Genomic DNA, 14,184 nt, shown 5'->3' with positions numbered 1-14,184 from the left:
CCTGCGCCCCAGGCGCACAGGGCCATGCCGTCATTCCTCCGAAGGGACACCTGTCGTGAACCACCCGCCCAGGTCCAACGCCGGCGAGCACACCCCGCACGGTCCACCGCTGGTGCTGAGGCACGACCTGCCCGCGAGCTTCGTGCTGTTCCTGATCTCGATCCCGATGTCGCTCGGCATCGCGCACGCCACGGGCGCGCCGCTGATGGCGGGGATCATCTCCGCGGTCCTCGGCGGCGTCGTGGTCGGCGCGCTCAGCGGGGCGCCGTTGCAGATCAGCGGGCCGGGCACCGGTCTCGTCGTGATCGTCGCCGGACTGGTCGCGCAGTTCGGGTGGGCCGCCACCGCGGCGATCACGCTCGCCGCGGGCGTGCTGCAGATCGCGCTGGGGCTCACCGGGATCAGCCGGCTGGTGATGTCGCTGTCGCCCGCCGTGGTGCACGGCATGCTCGCTGGCATCGGCATCTCCATCGCCGTGGGACAGCTCGTGGTGGTGCTCGGCGGCACGGCGGCGTCGTCCGTGCCCGCGAACGCCGCCCTGCTGCGGGAACAGCTCACCGGTCCTCAGCTCGGGTCGGTGGTGGCAGGCTTGGTCGCGATCGCGGTCCTGCTGCTGTGGCCGCGGGTCCCGCGCGTCTCGGTCATCCCCGCACCGCTGGTCGCCGTGGCCGTCGCGACGGGGCTGGAGCTGGTGCTGCGCCTCGACGTCGCGCGCGTCGACCTGCCGGACAGCCACGCCCTGGTGTTCCCGGAGATGCCGGAGGGCAGCGTCGGCGCGGTGGCCGCGGCCGTCGTCACGGTCGCGCTGGTGGCGAGCATGGAGTCGCTGCTGTCGGCGGTCGCCACGGACCGGCTGCACGACGGGCCGCGCGCCCGGCTGGACAGGGAGCTCGTCGCGCAGGGCACCGGCAACGTGCTCACGGGCGCGCTGGGAGGGTTCCCCATCAGCGGCGGCCTGGCCCGCAGCTCCACGAACGTCGCGGCGGGCGCGAAGACCCGCTGCGCCGCCATCTTCCAGGGCCTGTGGATCGCGGTGGCGGTGCTGGCGTTCTCCTCGGCGCTGGAGATGATCCCGCTGGCGGCGCTGGCCGGCGTGCTGCTGGTCGTCGGGCTCAAGCTCGTGTCGGTCGACCGGATGCGGACCCTGTCGCGGCACGGCGAGTTCGTCGTCTACGCCGCGACGGTGCTCGGCGTCGTCCTCTTCGGACTGCTGGAGGGCGTGGTCACCGGCCTCGCCGTCGCGCTCCTGCGCGCGTTGTACCGGTTGACGCACTGCTCGGTGCGCGTCGAGGGCGACCGGGTGTGCGTGCGGGGAACGCTGGTGTTCCTGGGGGTCGGGCGGCTCGTGCGTGAGCTGCGCAGGCTGCCGCTGGGCCGGACCGTGGTGCTGGAGCTGCACGTCGACTACCTCGACCACGCGTCGTACGAGGCGATCGACGACTGGCGCCAGGGGTACGAACGACTCGGTGGCCGGGTGCGGGTCGACGAGGTGCACGACACCTGGTACGACCAGGCGAACCAGGGCAGACCGGGGCGGCGCAAGACGTTGCCGGGCCCGCTGCCGCGCTGGTTCGCCCCGTGGTCGCACTGGCAGGGCACGCCCGGCGAGGTCACGCTGCCCGCCCAGCGGTCGTCCGCCGAACAGCCCCCGGAGAGCGATCCGATGCTGCGCGGGATGCACGAGTTCGAACGGCGTTCCGCTCCGCTCGTGCGGCCGTTCCTGCAGGAACTGGCGGTGCGCGGGCAGCGGCCGCGGCAGCTGTTCATCACGTGCGCCGACTCCCGGGTGGTGCCCAACCTGATCACCACGTCCGGGCCGGGCGACCTGTTCTGCGTGCGCAACCTCGGCAACCTGGTGCCGGTGCCGTCGGCGGGCGACAGCTCGGTCGGCGCGGCGGTCGAGTACGCGGTGGAGGTCCTCAACGTCAGCACCATCGTGGTGTGCGGGCACTCCGACTGCGGCGCGATGAAGGCGCTCGTCAAGGGGTCCGCCTCGCGCGGCTCGCACCTGCACTCGTGGCTGCGCAACGCCGAGCCGTCGCTGATCCGGTTCCACGCGCCCACCGCCCCCGGCTGCGCGCAGCTGCCGGTGGCCGACCGGCTCGCCGTCGCGAACGTCGCCCAGCAGCTCGACAACCTGCTCGGGCACCCGAGCGTGAAGGAGGCGATCGCCGCGGGCACGTTGTCGTTGAAGGGCCTGTACTTCGACATCTCCCACGCCCGCGTGTACCTGGTCGACCCGGACCGCAACGGGCTGGAGCCGGTGCCGTCACCGGCCTGAAACGTGTGGAGCCGCCCCGAAAATCGCTCGGGGCGGCTCCACAACGCACGTTCTCCTAGCAGGTGCCGACCCAGGAGCACTCCACGTCGAAGCGCTCCTTCACCGGAACCGCGGTGCGGTCCTGCGCCGGGGCCTTGCGCTGCTGCGGCACCGACTGGACCTGCGGCGAGGCCGGCTGGGCGGCGCCGTCCGAGGCCAGGCGCACGGCGATCCTGTCCTCAATGTTCCTCGGGTTGTTGAACAGCAGGACGTTGTTCTGCACCACCGAGAACACGAGGTCACGGCCGGCCGCCGTGCGCACGTAGCCGGACAGGCCGGACACGCCGGACAGCGAGCCCGTCTTGGCCTTCACGTTGCCCGCCGCCGGGGTGCCGCGCATGCGGTTGACCAGCGTGCCGTCGACACCGGCGACCGGCAGCGACGCCTGCCACGCGGCGAACCACGGCTTGGTCCTCGCCTTGACCAGCACCGAGGTGAGGTCGTCCGGCGAGAACTGGTCGAGCCGCGACATGCCGGAGCCGTCGAAGACCTCGACGGCGTTCGGGTCGACGCCGAGGCCCGCCCACTTGGTGCTGAGCTGGTTGACGCCGTTGACGAACGAGCCGCCCGCGGTCTTGACCAGCACCTCGGCCAGCATGTTGTTGCTGTCCTTGAGCAACGGCACGTTCAGCTCGCTGAGCTTCATCGACGTGTCGGTCGCGAGCACCGCGGCACCGGCCGGCGCCTTGGCCCTCTTCACCCCACCGGTGACGGTGATGCCGCTGGCCTGCAACGCCTTCTGGAACACCGAGCTGACGAGGCCGGTCGGGTCCTTGACCGTCGAGAGCCGCGTGGTCTCGACGTTCGTGGACCCGCTCACCCTGATCACGTTCGTGCCGTGCTCGCGCTCCACGACGACGCCGGCGCCGCCGGTGGTCGCCGTGGACGCGATCTGCACGTGGTCGTTCGCCGGCTCGACGGTCACGACGGCCGGGGCACCCGCCGCGGCGCCCGGCTTGACGCGCACGACCACCGTGCCGGCGCTGAACTTCGCGTCGGGCGAGAGCGTGAGCGCCGAGGTCTCCGCGCTGTAGGAGTACGGCTCGTCGTCCCACGCCCAGCCCGTGCCGTACGGCTGCGCGTCGAACTTGGTGTCGTCGACGACCAACGCGCCGTTGACCTTCGTGACACCGCTGGCCTTCAGCGTGTCCGCGAGCTGCTGGTAGCGCAGCCGGGACATCGTCGGGTCACCGCCGCCGCGCAGCACCAGGTCGCCGTTGAGCGTCGACCCGGACGTGGTGCCGCTGGAGACCAGCTCGGTCTTCCAGCGGTGGTCCGGGCCCAGCAGGTCCAGCGCCGTCGCCGTCGTGAGCAGCTTCAGGTTCGACGCGACCTGGGAACGCCTGCCGCTCTGCCTGGTGTAGATCACTTCACCGGTACCGGCGTCCCGCACGACCAGGCCGACGTCCGCGCCCTTGAGCGCGTTGTCGGCCAGGATCGCGTCGAGGTCCGCGGTGAGCGCCTCGTTGCCGGCCGCTCCCGCGCCGCCGCTCGACGTCAGGGTCAACCCTGCCGCCGCAGCGACGACCACCCCCAGGATTCGTAGTTTCACGCTTCCACCTCTGATCGATCACCCGACCACAACGTGTGGAAGCTACCGCTCTTGTCGATGCGCCTGTACGTGTGCGCGCCGAAGAAGTCGCGCTGTCCCTGAACGAGTGCGGCGGGCAGGCGCTCCGAACGAAGTCCGTCGTAGTAGGCCAAAGCGGACACGAAGCCAGGCGTCGGCACGCCGGATTCGACCGCACGGACCACGACCCTGCGCCAAGCGGCCTCCGCGTCGCGCACCGCGTCGCGGAAGTAGTCGTCCACCAGGAGGGACGCGAGATCCGCGTTGTTGTCGTACGCCTCGCGGATGCGGTTGAGGAACCGCGCGCGGATGATGCAGCCGCCGCGCCAGATCGTCGCCATCGCGCCGAGGTCGATGTTCCAGTCGAAGTTCTTGGACGCCTCGCGGATCATGTCGAAGCCCTGCGCGTACGCCACGACCTTCGACGCGTAGAGCGCCTGGCGCACGTCGTCGACGAGCTCGGCGTCCGGCTTCGCGACGACCTCGCTGGCGCCGAACGCGTCGCGCACGGCCTTGCGCTGGTCGGTGTGGCCGGACAGGGACCGCGCGAACACGGCCTCGGCGATGCCGGTGACCGGGACGCCCAGTTCCAGCGCCTCCTGCACGGTCCAGCGGCCGGTGCCCTTCTGCTCCGCGGCGTCCTCGATGACCTGCACCAGCGGCGTGCCGTTCGCGTCGACGTGCTTGAGCACCTCGGCGGTGATCTCGACCAGGTACGACTCCAGGTCACCCGAGTTCCACTGCGTGAAGACCTCGGAGATCTCCGCCGGCGTCTGCCCGCCGATGCGGCTCAGCAGGTCGTACGCCTCGGCGATCAGCTGCATGTCGGCGTATTCGATGCCGTTGTGCACCATCTTCACGAAGTGCCCGGCACCGTCCGGTCCGACGTGCACGCAGCACGGCTGACCGTCCACCTTCGCCGCGATCTCCTCGAAGACCGGCCCGACGTGCTTGTACGACTCGGCGGGGCCGCCCGGCATGATGCTGGGGCCGTTGAGCGCGCCCTCCTCGCCACCGGAGATGCCGGCGCCGACGAACAGCAGCCCCTTCTCCTTCAGCGCGGCCTCACGGCGCCGCGTGTCGGCGTAGTGGGCGTTGCCGCCGTCGATGACCATGTCGCCCGGCTCGAGGATCCCGCTCAGCTCGTCGATGACGGCGTCGGTCGGACCACCCGCCTTGACCATGATGATGATCTGGCGCGGCGTCTGCAGGCTGTCGACCAGGTCCTGCAGCGTCTCGGCGCCGACGAAGTCGCCCTCGTGGCCGTGCTCGTCGAGCAGGGCCTTCATCTTCGCGGGCGTCCGGTTGTGCACGGCGACTTTGAAGCCGTTGCGCGCGAGGTTGCGCGCGAGGTTGCTGCCCATGGTGGCCAGACCGGTGACCGCGATACGTGCTTTGCCTTCCGTCATAGCGCACAGCCTGCCGTGTTCTCCGGCGTTGCGCGAGACGTCACAGGGTGTTCTCAGCCTTCGTTTCGCCAGGTGAACCGCGTCACCTGCCGGTACGTAGTGCTAGGCGTACGTTGGCTTCATGACGGAATTCACGAGCGTGGGACGCTCGGCGACCGACCGTGCCTCCAGGTACGGATCGCAGATGGTGAAGCACTTCACGCACAAGGACCTCGAAGGGTCCTGGGAGGACGGACGCGGGTTCGTGCGCTTCTCGGGCGGCCTGGCGGAGTTCGAGGCCTCGTCCGACGCGCTGATCATGCGTGTGGTCTCGTCGTCGGAACAGGACGTGGCCCGGCTGCGCGATGTCGTCGAACGGCACCTGGTCCGGTTCGGGACCCGCGACGAGCTTTCCGTCACGTGGGACTCAGGTAGCGAGAACTGACGCCGCCAGCCCGATGAGAGCGGTCCCACAGATCCGCTCGAACACGGCACGCGTCTTCGGCTTGCTCAGCAACCGGCCCAGCTGACGCGCCGAGGGCACCACGAGGACCCAGAACACCGCGAACACGCCCACCGTGACCGCGCTGAGGAGCGCCGCCTGCGGCAGGGGTGCGGCGTTCGGGTCCATCGCCTGCGGGATGAGGCTCAGGAACGTGAGCATCACCTTGGGGTTCAACAGGTCGCACAACATGCCGCGCAGGAACACGTTCTGCTGCCGCGGCTGCTCCCCGACGGGCTTGCCGGCGCTCCGGAAGGTCATGAAGCCCATGTGGACCAGGTAGGCCGCGCCGATCGCCTTGACGACGAACAACGCCGTCGGCGCCGCCGCCACGAGAGCGGACAACCCGACCGTCGCGAGCGTCGCGTGGACCAGCAGCCCGGTGAGCACCCCGAGCGCCGCCTCGACGCCCTGGCGCAGGCTCCGCACCGCGTTCCCCATGACCAGTACGAAGTCGGGACCGGGCACGACCGTGATGACCACGAGCGCCAGCAGGAACGACGTCCACGCGATGTGCATGGCGCAGATCGTCTGCGCATCGTTCGTGCCTGTTCCAGCAGGTCAGTACGATGTTCGGTTATGCGCGAACAAGCCGAACTCGATTCGGTCGACTGGTACATCCTGGAGGAGTTGCAGAACGACGCGACCCTGCCGAACAGGACGCTGGCGGAGATCGTCGGGCTGGCGCCGTCCTCGTGCCTGCAGCGCGTGCGGCGGCTGCGCGACCTCGGCGTGATCACGGGGTGCCACGCCGTCGTCGACCCGGCGACGACCGGACTGCCGCTGGAGGCCGTGATCTCGGTGAACGTGCGGCCGCACACACGGGTCGTGGTGGCCGGGTTCCGGGCGTTCGTGATGGCCCAGCCGGAGACGCGGTCGATCTTCCACGTCTCCGGGCAGGCCGACTTCCTGATCCACATCGCGGTCGCGGACTCCACGCACCTGCAGGCGTTCCTGATGGACAAGATCGCGTCGCGGACCGAGGTGCGGAACCTGACCTCGTCGGTGGTGCTGGAACGGGTGGAGACCCGCGCCCTGACGCCGCCTTCAAACCTGCGGCCCACGCACCGCCGCCGGAAGGCTTAGCGGGTCAGCAGTCGTCGATCCGCCACACGCCTGACTCGCGCACCCACGGTTCGCCGCGCTGGTCCAACTCGGCCTTGTCGTAGGTGTAGGTCACGCGGGCGAGGTCTCCTGCCGCCTGATCGACCTTCAAGGACCGAATTTCCTGCGGGCCGTACAACTTGCCCGCTTGCTGCACGAGCATCACGAAGTTCGGACGTGTGTTCCGCTCCTTGCAACGCTGCGACAGCAGGTCGTAGGCCACGTCACCGTTGCCCGCGAGAAACGCGGTCGAATACGCGCGGACCTGCTGTTCCAAGGCGGAGTTGTCCGGCGGTGCGCTACTGCTGATGGCGGCCGGTGTTTCCGGCGCGAGCGTTGTCCCGCTGCCCGTGCTGCCGCACCCCGTCAACACGGCCGCCAGCAGCCCGATCGCCACTGCTCCGATTCGTCTGGTCACACCGGGCTATCGCAGCCGGTGATCAATTCGCTACGGGCTCCGGGCGACGCGGCGCTCCTAAGCGCCGCCGTCGCCGTCGCCGTCGCCGGAAGGCTTGATCACCCGGATCAGCCCCTCCTGCACCACGGTCGCGACCAAAGCGCCGTCCCGGGTGAAGAACCGCCCGGTCGCCAGCCCGCGATTCCCGGAGGCGGTGGGCGAGGTCGTGTCGTACAACAACCACTCGTCGGCCCGGAACGGCCGGTGGAACCACATCGCGTGGTCCAGAGAAGCCCCGAGAACCTTGTCCAGACCCCAATAAACGCCGTGCCGGGCCAGAACTCCGTCCAGCAGCGTCATGTCCGACGCGTACGTCATCACGCAGAGCTGCAGCATCGGGTCGTCCGGCAGCTTGCCGTCGGCCTTCATCCACACCTGTGACGCGGCCTCGCCCGGACCGTCCTCACGCGACTCCCACGGCGGCTCGGTCACGTAGCGGACGTCGATGGGGCGCGGGAACTTCAGGTTCACCAGCGGGTAGCTCTTGGCGGACTCGCTCCACGTCGGCAAGGACTCGGGGTCCGGCACCGGCGGCATGTCCGAGGTGTGCTCGACGCCCTGCTCCTCCAGCTGGAAGGACGCGGACAGCGAGAAGATCGCCTTGCCGTGCTGCACGGCGACAACGCGGCGGGTGGTGAACGAGCGTCCGTCGCGGATGCGGTCCACCTCGTAGACGATCGGCACGCGCGGGTCGCCGGGCCGGATGAAGTACGAGTGCAGCGAGTGCACCCGGCGTTCGACCGGGACGGTGCGGCCGGCGGCCACCAGGGCCTGGCCCGCCACCTGACCGCCGAAGACGCGCACCGGCGACTCGGCGGGTGAGACGCCGCGGAAGATGTTCTCCTCGATGCGTTCCAGGTCGAGCAACGCGACCAGGTCGTCCACTGCGGATTGTCCGGTCAGGCCCGACGGGCTCTCGGCAGCGGCACGGGCGGCCTCAGTCACGGCAGAACTCTCCTAGCGGCACGGCATCGGCCCCGCGCCCTCACGACCAGTATGAGGGGACGGGGCCGGGTGGCACGACGTATCGGGCTGAGAGCCCAGCCACTTACGCGTGGTCGTCCTCGCCGAGCCGGTGCACGCGGATGAGGTTCGTCGACCCGATCGTGCCGGGGGGCGAGCCCGCGACGACGACCATGAGGTCACCGGCCTGGTAGCGGCCGATCTCGATCATGGCGACGTCGACCTGGCGCACCATCTCGTCGGTGGACTCCACCTTCGGGACCAGGAACGTCTCGGTGCCCCACGTCAGCGACAGCTGCGAGCGGACCGCGGGCTCCGGTGTGAAGGCCAGCAGCGGCAGGTGCGTGTGCAGGCGGGCCAGGCGGCGGACCGTGTCGCCGGACTGCGTGAACGCGACCAGGGCCTTGGCGTTGAGGCGCTCGCCGATGTCGCGGGCCGCGTACGAGATCACGCCGCGCTTGGTGCGCGGGACGTGCGTCAGCGGGGGCACGACGACCGACTCGGTCTCGACGGCCTCGATGATGCGGCCCATGGTCTGGACGGACTCGATGGCGTAGCGGCCGACCGAGGTCTCGCCGGACAGCATCAGGGCGTCCGCGCCGTCGAGCACCGCGTTCGCGACGTCGGACGTCTCGGCGCGGGTCGGGCGGGAGTTCGTGATCATCGAGTCGAGCATCTGGGTCGCGACGATGACCGGCTTGGCGTTCTCGCGGGCGATCTGGATCGCGCGCTTCTGCACCAGCGGCACGTGCTCGAGCGGCAGCTCGACACCCAGGTCACCGCGGGCGACCATGACGCCGTCGAAGGCGAGCACGATGGCCTCGAGGTTGTCCACGGCCTCCGGCTTCTCGATCTTCGCGATCACCGGGAGGCGCTTGCTGCCCGCGCGGTCCATGACCTGGTGGACCAGGTCGATGTCGGCGGGCGAGCGGACGAACGACAGTGCGATGAAGTCCACGCCGAGCGAGAGCGCGAACTCGAGGTCCTCGATGTCCTTCTCCGACAGCGCCGGCACGGAGACGTCCATGCCGGGCAGCGAGAGGCCCTTGTTGTTGCTGACGGGTCCGCCCTCGGTGACCTCGCACACGACGTCGGAACCCTCGATGTCGATGACCACGAGGCCGACCTTGCCGTCGTCGACGAGCAGGCGGTCGCCGACCTTGGCGTCCTTCGCGAGCTCCTTGTACGTCGTCGACACGCGGTCGTGCGTGCCCTCGACGTCCTCGACGGTGACGCGGACGACGTCGCCGGTGTTCCAGTCGACCGGACCCGCGGCGAAACGGCCGAGACGGATCTTGGGGCCCTGGAGGTCGGCGAGGATGCCCACGGCGCGGCCGGACTCGTCGGCTGCGGCGCGAACCATGTCGTAGACCTGCTTGTGGTCGGCATGGCTGCCGTGGCTGAAGTTCATCCTGGCCACGTCCATACCGGCCGCTACCAGGTCGCGAACCTTGTCCGGCGTGCCGGTGGCGGGACCGAGGGTACAGACGATCTTTGCGCGTCGACTCACGTCTAGAGAGAGTAGACCTGGTTCCTGGACCGATCCCGAACTACCCATCGGTAATGTTTCCGGAATGGGTCGAGTACTGCCATTTGTGACCGCGGCGTTGCTCAGCGTCGTCGTGCTGTTCACCCCGGAGTCAGGTGTGCCGAACTCGCCACCCGGCACGGACAAAGTGGTCCACGCGGTGCTGTTCGCACTCCTGGCATTCACCGGCCTGTACGCGAGGATTCCTCGCATCCTGCTCGCGCTCGTCGTCTACGCGGGTGTTTCGGAGGTGCTTCAGCAGGTGATCACGCCGCTGCACCGCAGCGGCGACGTGGTGGACGCGCTGGTGGACGTGCTCGGCATCGGCCTGGGCTGGGCTATCGCCGCGGCTGTTCGCTCACGCCGACGTGGTCCTCGCACCACGCGTTGAAGTCCTTGAGCTGCCTCCACGACTTGCGCACCCGGTCGAGGCACTCCGGCTCGTGCAGCACGTCGTCCGGCTCCCACACCTTGCGCACGTAGATCGACCGGTGCCGGAGCAGGTCGAGGTGCGGGTGGTCGTCGGCGAACCCACGCGGCTTCGTCTTCATCACGTCCCCCGCGAGCGTCCAGCCCTGCTCGACGAGCTTGTCCACGATCTTGCGCAGCAGGACGCCGTGCGCGTCGACCGAGGCGCGGTAGCGGGCCAGCTGGTCGGAGTGCATGTGGAACGAGCCGCCGCCGGTCATCAGGCCCTCGGGGCTGAGCTGCACGTAGTACGCGCCGCCGCCGCGGCCCTTCTCGATCACGCCGCCGCAGTGGTCCTTGTAGGGCGTCTTGTCCTTGGCGAACCGCACGTCGCGGTACGGGCGGAACACCTTGCCCTCGCCGAACTCCTTCTCCAGCGCGAGCAGCAGCGCCTCCATCGGGGCGCGCACGTCGCGCAGGTAGGTCTCCTTGTTGTCGTCCCAGTACGCCTTCGAGTTGTCCAGGACCAGACCGTCGAAGAAGTCGATGGCGTACTCGCCGAAACCGCTGAACGTCACCGAGTCAGCCTAGGCCGATCGCCCATGTGCGTGAAAATTCGTTTGAGGGCGCACAACCGGGACCATAATCCGACGAATGCCTCGCCGTATCAACGCGCTCGCGACCTGGCTCCTCCGACTCGGTCCCGACGAGGTGACCTCGATCCTCCTGCACCGCCGCGACGTGGCGGACCGGTTCATCCGGACGATGAAGGACCTGGCGACGCAGCTCACCGACTCCGACTCGGTGCACGCCGCCGAGGACACGCTGGACCAGGGCGCGCTCGACGTCCTGGGCACGATCGTGGCGCAGGGCGGCACCGGGACCGTCGACACCGTCCGCACCGAGCTGGGGTGCTCGATCGGCGACTTCGAACGGGCGCTGGACGAGCTCGAGAAGCGGGCGCTCGCGTGGCCGGAGGGACCGCGGCTCATCGCGGTCAACTCCGTGCGCGCCACGGGTGCGGTGCGCGGCCAGCTCACGTTACGACCGAAGAAGCCCGGCAGGCGCAGGGCGTCCGCCATGTCGCCGATCGTCCCCGCCATGTCCACAGTGGACGGAGTCGCGCGGCTTCTCGCGCACTGCGAGCAGGACGCGTTCGACGCCCGCTACACCGGTGGCGTGGCGACCGTGGAGATCCGGCGGGCCGCGCGGGTGTTGCGGGTCGAGGACGGCGTGCTGCGGTTGTGGCTGGAGCTCGCGGTCGAGGCGCAGCTGCTCGGGGTGGACCGCTCCCGGCTGCTGCCGACCAGGCAGGGTGACGCGTGGCTCGACTCGCAGCCGGGGCCGCGGCTCGCCGCGCTGGTCGGTGCGTGGCGGCGGATGGACTGGCGACCGGCTCCGGACCAGGCGCGGGCGGCGTTGCGCGACTACACCGGCGCCCACGGGCTCCTGCTGCGGCGCAGCGCGCTGGAGCGGTTCTCGGCGGACGAGGCCTTCACCGACGTCGGCGAACTGGTCGCGGAGCTGGCCTGGGAACGGCCGGCGGTGCACGACCCGCGGGCGACCACGGCGGTGATCGGCGAGATGGAGGCGCTGGGGCTGGTCGCGGGCGGCGCGCTCACGCCGCTGGGCGTCGCGGTGGTGCGGGACGGTGACGTCGAGGCCGCCGCGGCCGCCCTCATGCCGCCGGCGACGGAGAAGGCCGCGTTCCAGACGGACATGACCGCGGTGGTGAACGGGCTGCCGTCGCCGGAACTCAGCGCGACGCTGAACCTGGTGGCGGACCTGGAGGACAACGACGCGGCACGGGTGTGGCGGCTGTCGGCGGGCTCGGTGCGGCGCGCGCTCGACTCCGGGTTGTCCGCGGACGAGGTGCTCGCCGAGCTGGCCGCCGTGTCGGAGGCCGCGTTGCCACAGGTCATCGACTTCCACGTGCGTGACATCGCGCGCAAGCACGGGCACCTGACGGTGACGAACGTGGCGAGCTGCGTGCGCGGCACCGATCCCGTTCTGCTGCGGGAGATCGCGAGGTCGAAGCGGCTGGCGTCGCTGAAGCTGCGGTTCCTGGCGCCGACGGTGCTGGCGTCGGACCGGCCGATGGCGGAGACGCTGACGGCCCTGCGCCGGTCCGGGTACGCGCCGACCGGCGTGGACGGCGGTGACCAGTCCATCGTGGAGCACGTGGAACGGTTGCGGGCACCCGCACGGGGCGAGCGCCGGCCGGACCGGTGGTGGCGCGGCGAGGTGGACGACCTGGAGCTGACCCAGCTCGCGGTCCGCCTGGTGGAGCGGGAAAGGCCGTCCGTGGGCCGGGGGACGCCGCGCGCCGACGCCGCCAGGACGCTGCGGGACCAGAACGTCTTCCTGCGCGACGAGGAGGTCCTGCTCCTCGCGTCGGCCCTGGTCGACGGCAGCCGCGTCGAGATCGGGCACGCCAGCGGGCCGCGCAGGACGGAGACGTACGTGGTGGTTCCCACCAAGCACCTCGAGGGCGTGCTGAGCGCGGAGTGCGAGGACGGCACGAGCAGGGAGTTCACGATCGGCCACGTCCGCAAGGTCGCGCTCCCCGCCGACCGGCTGGGATGAACAGCCGGTGAGGTCACCGGACTCCCGGTGACCACGTGCCGGTACCGGGGACGTGGCCGACCCGTTCTCCGCCGGACTGCTGACGGTGCGCGAGACCGTGCTGTTGTCCTGGACCTGTTGCTCGTGCGGTGAGCGATGGTGCCGCGCGAGGAGGCCGTGCACCGGCTCGGGAACGCGATGCGCGGGTTGCGATCGACCACCGCTCGCCCTGCCCGCGTTGGACACGTCGTCGTGCACCAGCCGGAGTCGCCCGCCCGGCTGGAGGAGCTGCGTCAGGCCCTGCCCGGCGTGCGCGTCACCACCTGATGTCGGCGAGGCTGTCGAGCGGCTTGCGCTCCTCCACGTCGAGCAGCTGGACCGAGGCCGTGTCCGCGGCGTGCAACGAGGCCGGGAAGGTGAAGCTGGTGCGCTTCTCCAGCTCGGTCAGCGACACCTGGAACACGCGGAACTCGTCGAGGTCGAGCGCCTCGGCCAGGACGATGTTCTGGGTGAGCAGGAAGGCGCTGCAGCGCAGCTCCCCGTCCACCACGAACGCGATGGCCTTGTAGAACTCGCGCGGGATCGCGACACCCCGGAAGATCCGGTCGTCGACGTTGAACACCGGCCCGCCGTAGACGCTGACCCTGAGGTTGTCCACGTCGACGTCGGCCAGCACCGCGTCCTCCAGCCGCCCCCAGAGCCCTTCCTTCGTGCTCTGGTTGAAGTCGTCCATCTGCGGCGTGATGTTCGTGAAGAAGAACGAGTCCTTGTTCGCCCTCTGCGCCTCCGCCTTGGGCCCCCAGCAGAGGTCGGCGCGGCGGGCCAGGTGCCCGCGGTCGAGGCGGTTGTCGCGGTAGAGCTCGTCCCCGGTCTGGAACTCGGCGGGGATCCGAGGGTCCTTGACGAACGGGATGTTGTTGCGGCTCAACGCCTTCATCTCGGCGCCGTCGATGTTCCACGCGACCCAGCTCGCGAACCTGCGGGACTTGCTCATCGCCAGCGAGAAGTGGGTGTAGTCGATGGTGGTCTCGCCGCCCAGCTCCACGGCGTCGGCGGCACCCTGCTCGGTCAGGACCGGGAGGCCTGCCTCGGTGCCGAGGAACTGCGTGTCGAAACCGGTTTTCACGGCTGTGGTGGTCATGGTGTCGCCCCCTACTGGTTCACCTGGTGGGTCGACACTTTCCACTCCGGCGTTAGCTGGGCACACCCGAACGGCCTAGTGTTCGCCGGGAGTTCGGTTGTGGTTCGCCGGGGGTGGGGCGTGCTGAGCGGGTGCCTGTTCCAGCGGGGTGGTCGCCTTGGGGCGGTGGTCGCCTTCGGTTCCGTATCGCGTGGTCGAGTCATCGCCGTCGTGGTTGCGCCATCACCGGGTGGCTCGC

General features: G+C 70.1%; 14 protein-coding genes. 6 read left to right on the top strand and 8 right to left on the bottom strand.

All coding sequences use genetic code 11. From position 1 onward, the window contains the following. Positions 1 to 55: 55 nt before the first annotated feature. The gene (locus BLQ91_RS06725) at positions 56 to 2,281 is read left to right on the top strand and encodes a SulP family inorganic anion transporter (RefSeq protein ID WP_090095702.1); all 2,226 of its coding nucleotides are present in this window, start codon (positions 56 to 58) and stop codon (positions 2,279 to 2,281) included. A 55-nt stretch (positions 2,282 to 2,336) separates the two neighbouring features. On the opposite strand, the gene dacB is transcribed toward BLQ91_RS06725, so the two are convergent. Together dacB and gndA are read right to left on the bottom strand one after the other, a co-directional pair. Further along, positions 2,337 to 3,872 carry a D-alanyl-D-alanine carboxypeptidase/D-alanyl-D-alanine endopeptidase gene (dacB, locus tag BLQ91_RS06720; protein ID WP_176959588.1) on the bottom strand — a complete coding sequence of 512 codons (1,536 nt, stop codon included), beginning with the start codon at positions 3,870 to 3,872 and terminating at the stop codon, positions 2,337 to 2,339. Then, positions 3,869 to 5,299 carry an NADP-dependent phosphogluconate dehydrogenase gene (gndA, locus tag BLQ91_RS06715; RefSeq protein ID WP_090095700.1) on the bottom strand — a complete coding sequence of 477 codons (1,431 nt, stop codon included), beginning with the start codon at positions 5,297 to 5,299 and terminating at the stop codon, positions 3,869 to 3,871. The genes dacB and gndA overlap by 4 nt, the downstream gene beginning before the upstream one ends. A 121-nt stretch (positions 5,300 to 5,420) precedes the next feature. On the opposite strand from gndA, the gene BLQ91_RS06710 reads away from it, so the two are divergent. After that, a complete protein-coding gene (locus tag BLQ91_RS06710) occupies positions 5,421 to 5,723 on the top strand; it encodes a DUF2218 domain-containing protein (RefSeq protein ID WP_090095699.1) in 303 nt (100 codons plus the stop codon). On the opposite strand, the gene BLQ91_RS06705 is transcribed toward BLQ91_RS06710, so the two are convergent. Beyond that, on the bottom strand, positions 5,706 to 6,299 hold the full coding sequence (locus BLQ91_RS06705) for a LysE family translocator (protein ID WP_090095698.1): 594 nt from the start codon (positions 6,297 to 6,299) through the stop codon (positions 5,706 to 5,708). The genes BLQ91_RS06710 and BLQ91_RS06705 overlap by 18 nt on opposite strands. A gap of 60 nt (positions 6,300 to 6,359) precedes the next feature. On the opposite strand from BLQ91_RS06705, the gene BLQ91_RS06700 reads away from it, so the two are divergent. After that, positions 6,360 to 6,866, top strand: a complete 507-nt coding sequence (locus BLQ91_RS06700; RefSeq protein ID WP_090095697.1) for an Lrp/AsnC family transcriptional regulator — start codon at positions 6,360 to 6,362, stop codon at positions 6,864 to 6,866. A 4-nt stretch (positions 6,867 to 6,870) separates the two neighbouring features. Here the strand turns inward: BLQ91_RS06700 and BLQ91_RS06695 are convergent, their stop codons facing one another. The 3 genes from BLQ91_RS06695 to pyk form a co-directional block, all read right to left on the bottom strand. Further along, positions 6,871 to 7,281: a nuclear transport factor 2 family protein gene (locus BLQ91_RS06695; protein ID WP_218130159.1), complete on the bottom strand. Its 411-nt coding sequence runs from the start codon at positions 7,279 to 7,281 to the stop codon at positions 6,871 to 6,873. Between the two features lie 78 nt (positions 7,282 to 7,359). Then, complete coding sequence (tesB, locus tag BLQ91_RS06690) at positions 7,360 to 8,286, bottom strand: acyl-CoA thioesterase II (RefSeq protein WP_090095696.1); 927 nt, start codon at positions 8,284 to 8,286, stop codon at positions 7,360 to 7,362. Positions 8,287 to 8,389: 103 nt separating this feature from the next. Continuing rightward, positions 8,390 to 9,814 carry a pyruvate kinase gene (gene pyk, locus BLQ91_RS06685; RefSeq protein ID WP_090095695.1) on the bottom strand — a complete coding sequence of 475 codons (1,425 nt, stop codon included), beginning with the start codon at positions 9,812 to 9,814 and terminating at the stop codon, positions 8,390 to 8,392. A gap of 64 nt (positions 9,815 to 9,878) precedes the next feature. Here pyk and BLQ91_RS06680 point away from each other — a divergent pair, with 64 nt between their 5' ends. Continuing rightward, positions 9,879 to 10,223, top strand: coding sequence for a VanZ family protein (locus BLQ91_RS06680; RefSeq protein WP_090095694.1), 345 nt, complete (start codon positions 9,879 to 9,881; stop codon positions 10,221 to 10,223). On the opposite strand, the gene BLQ91_RS06675 is transcribed toward BLQ91_RS06680, so the two are convergent. Further along, the gene (locus BLQ91_RS06675; protein WP_090095693.1) at positions 10,171 to 10,818 is read right to left on the bottom strand and encodes a DUF2461 domain-containing protein; all 648 of its coding nucleotides are present in this window, start codon (positions 10,816 to 10,818) and stop codon (positions 10,171 to 10,173) included. The genes BLQ91_RS06680 and BLQ91_RS06675 overlap by 53 nt on opposite strands. Before the next feature lie 76 nt (positions 10,819 to 10,894). On the opposite strand from BLQ91_RS06675, the gene BLQ91_RS06670 reads away from it, so the two are divergent. Both BLQ91_RS06670 and BLQ91_RS41080 read left to right on the top strand, forming a co-directional pair. Beyond that, positions 10,895 to 12,826 carry a helicase-associated domain-containing protein gene (locus BLQ91_RS06670; protein ID WP_090095692.1) on the top strand — a complete coding sequence of 644 codons (1,932 nt, stop codon included), beginning with the start codon at positions 10,895 to 10,897 and terminating at the stop codon, positions 12,824 to 12,826. A 135-nt stretch (positions 12,827 to 12,961) separates the two neighbouring features. Continuing rightward, on the top strand, positions 12,962 to 13,132 hold the full coding sequence (locus BLQ91_RS41080; RefSeq protein WP_176959587.1) for a hypothetical protein: 171 nt from the start codon (positions 12,962 to 12,964) through the stop codon (positions 13,130 to 13,132). Here BLQ91_RS41080 and BLQ91_RS06665 read toward each other — a convergent pair. Then, positions 13,122 to 13,946: a DNA/RNA non-specific endonuclease gene (locus tag BLQ91_RS06665; protein WP_090095691.1), complete on the bottom strand. Its 825-nt coding sequence runs from the start codon at positions 13,944 to 13,946 to the stop codon at positions 13,122 to 13,124. The genes BLQ91_RS41080 and BLQ91_RS06665 overlap by 11 nt on opposite strands. Positions 13,947 to 14,184: the final 238 nt, after the last annotated feature.

The organism is Lentzea jiangxiensis (assembly GCF_900104175.1).
GTDB lineage: Bacteria > Actinomycetota > Actinomycetes > Mycobacteriales > Pseudonocardiaceae > Lentzea > Lentzea jiangxiensis.
The sequence above is the reverse complement of the archived record's forward strand: the minus strand, read 5'-3'. Positions and strand labels throughout refer to the sequence as shown.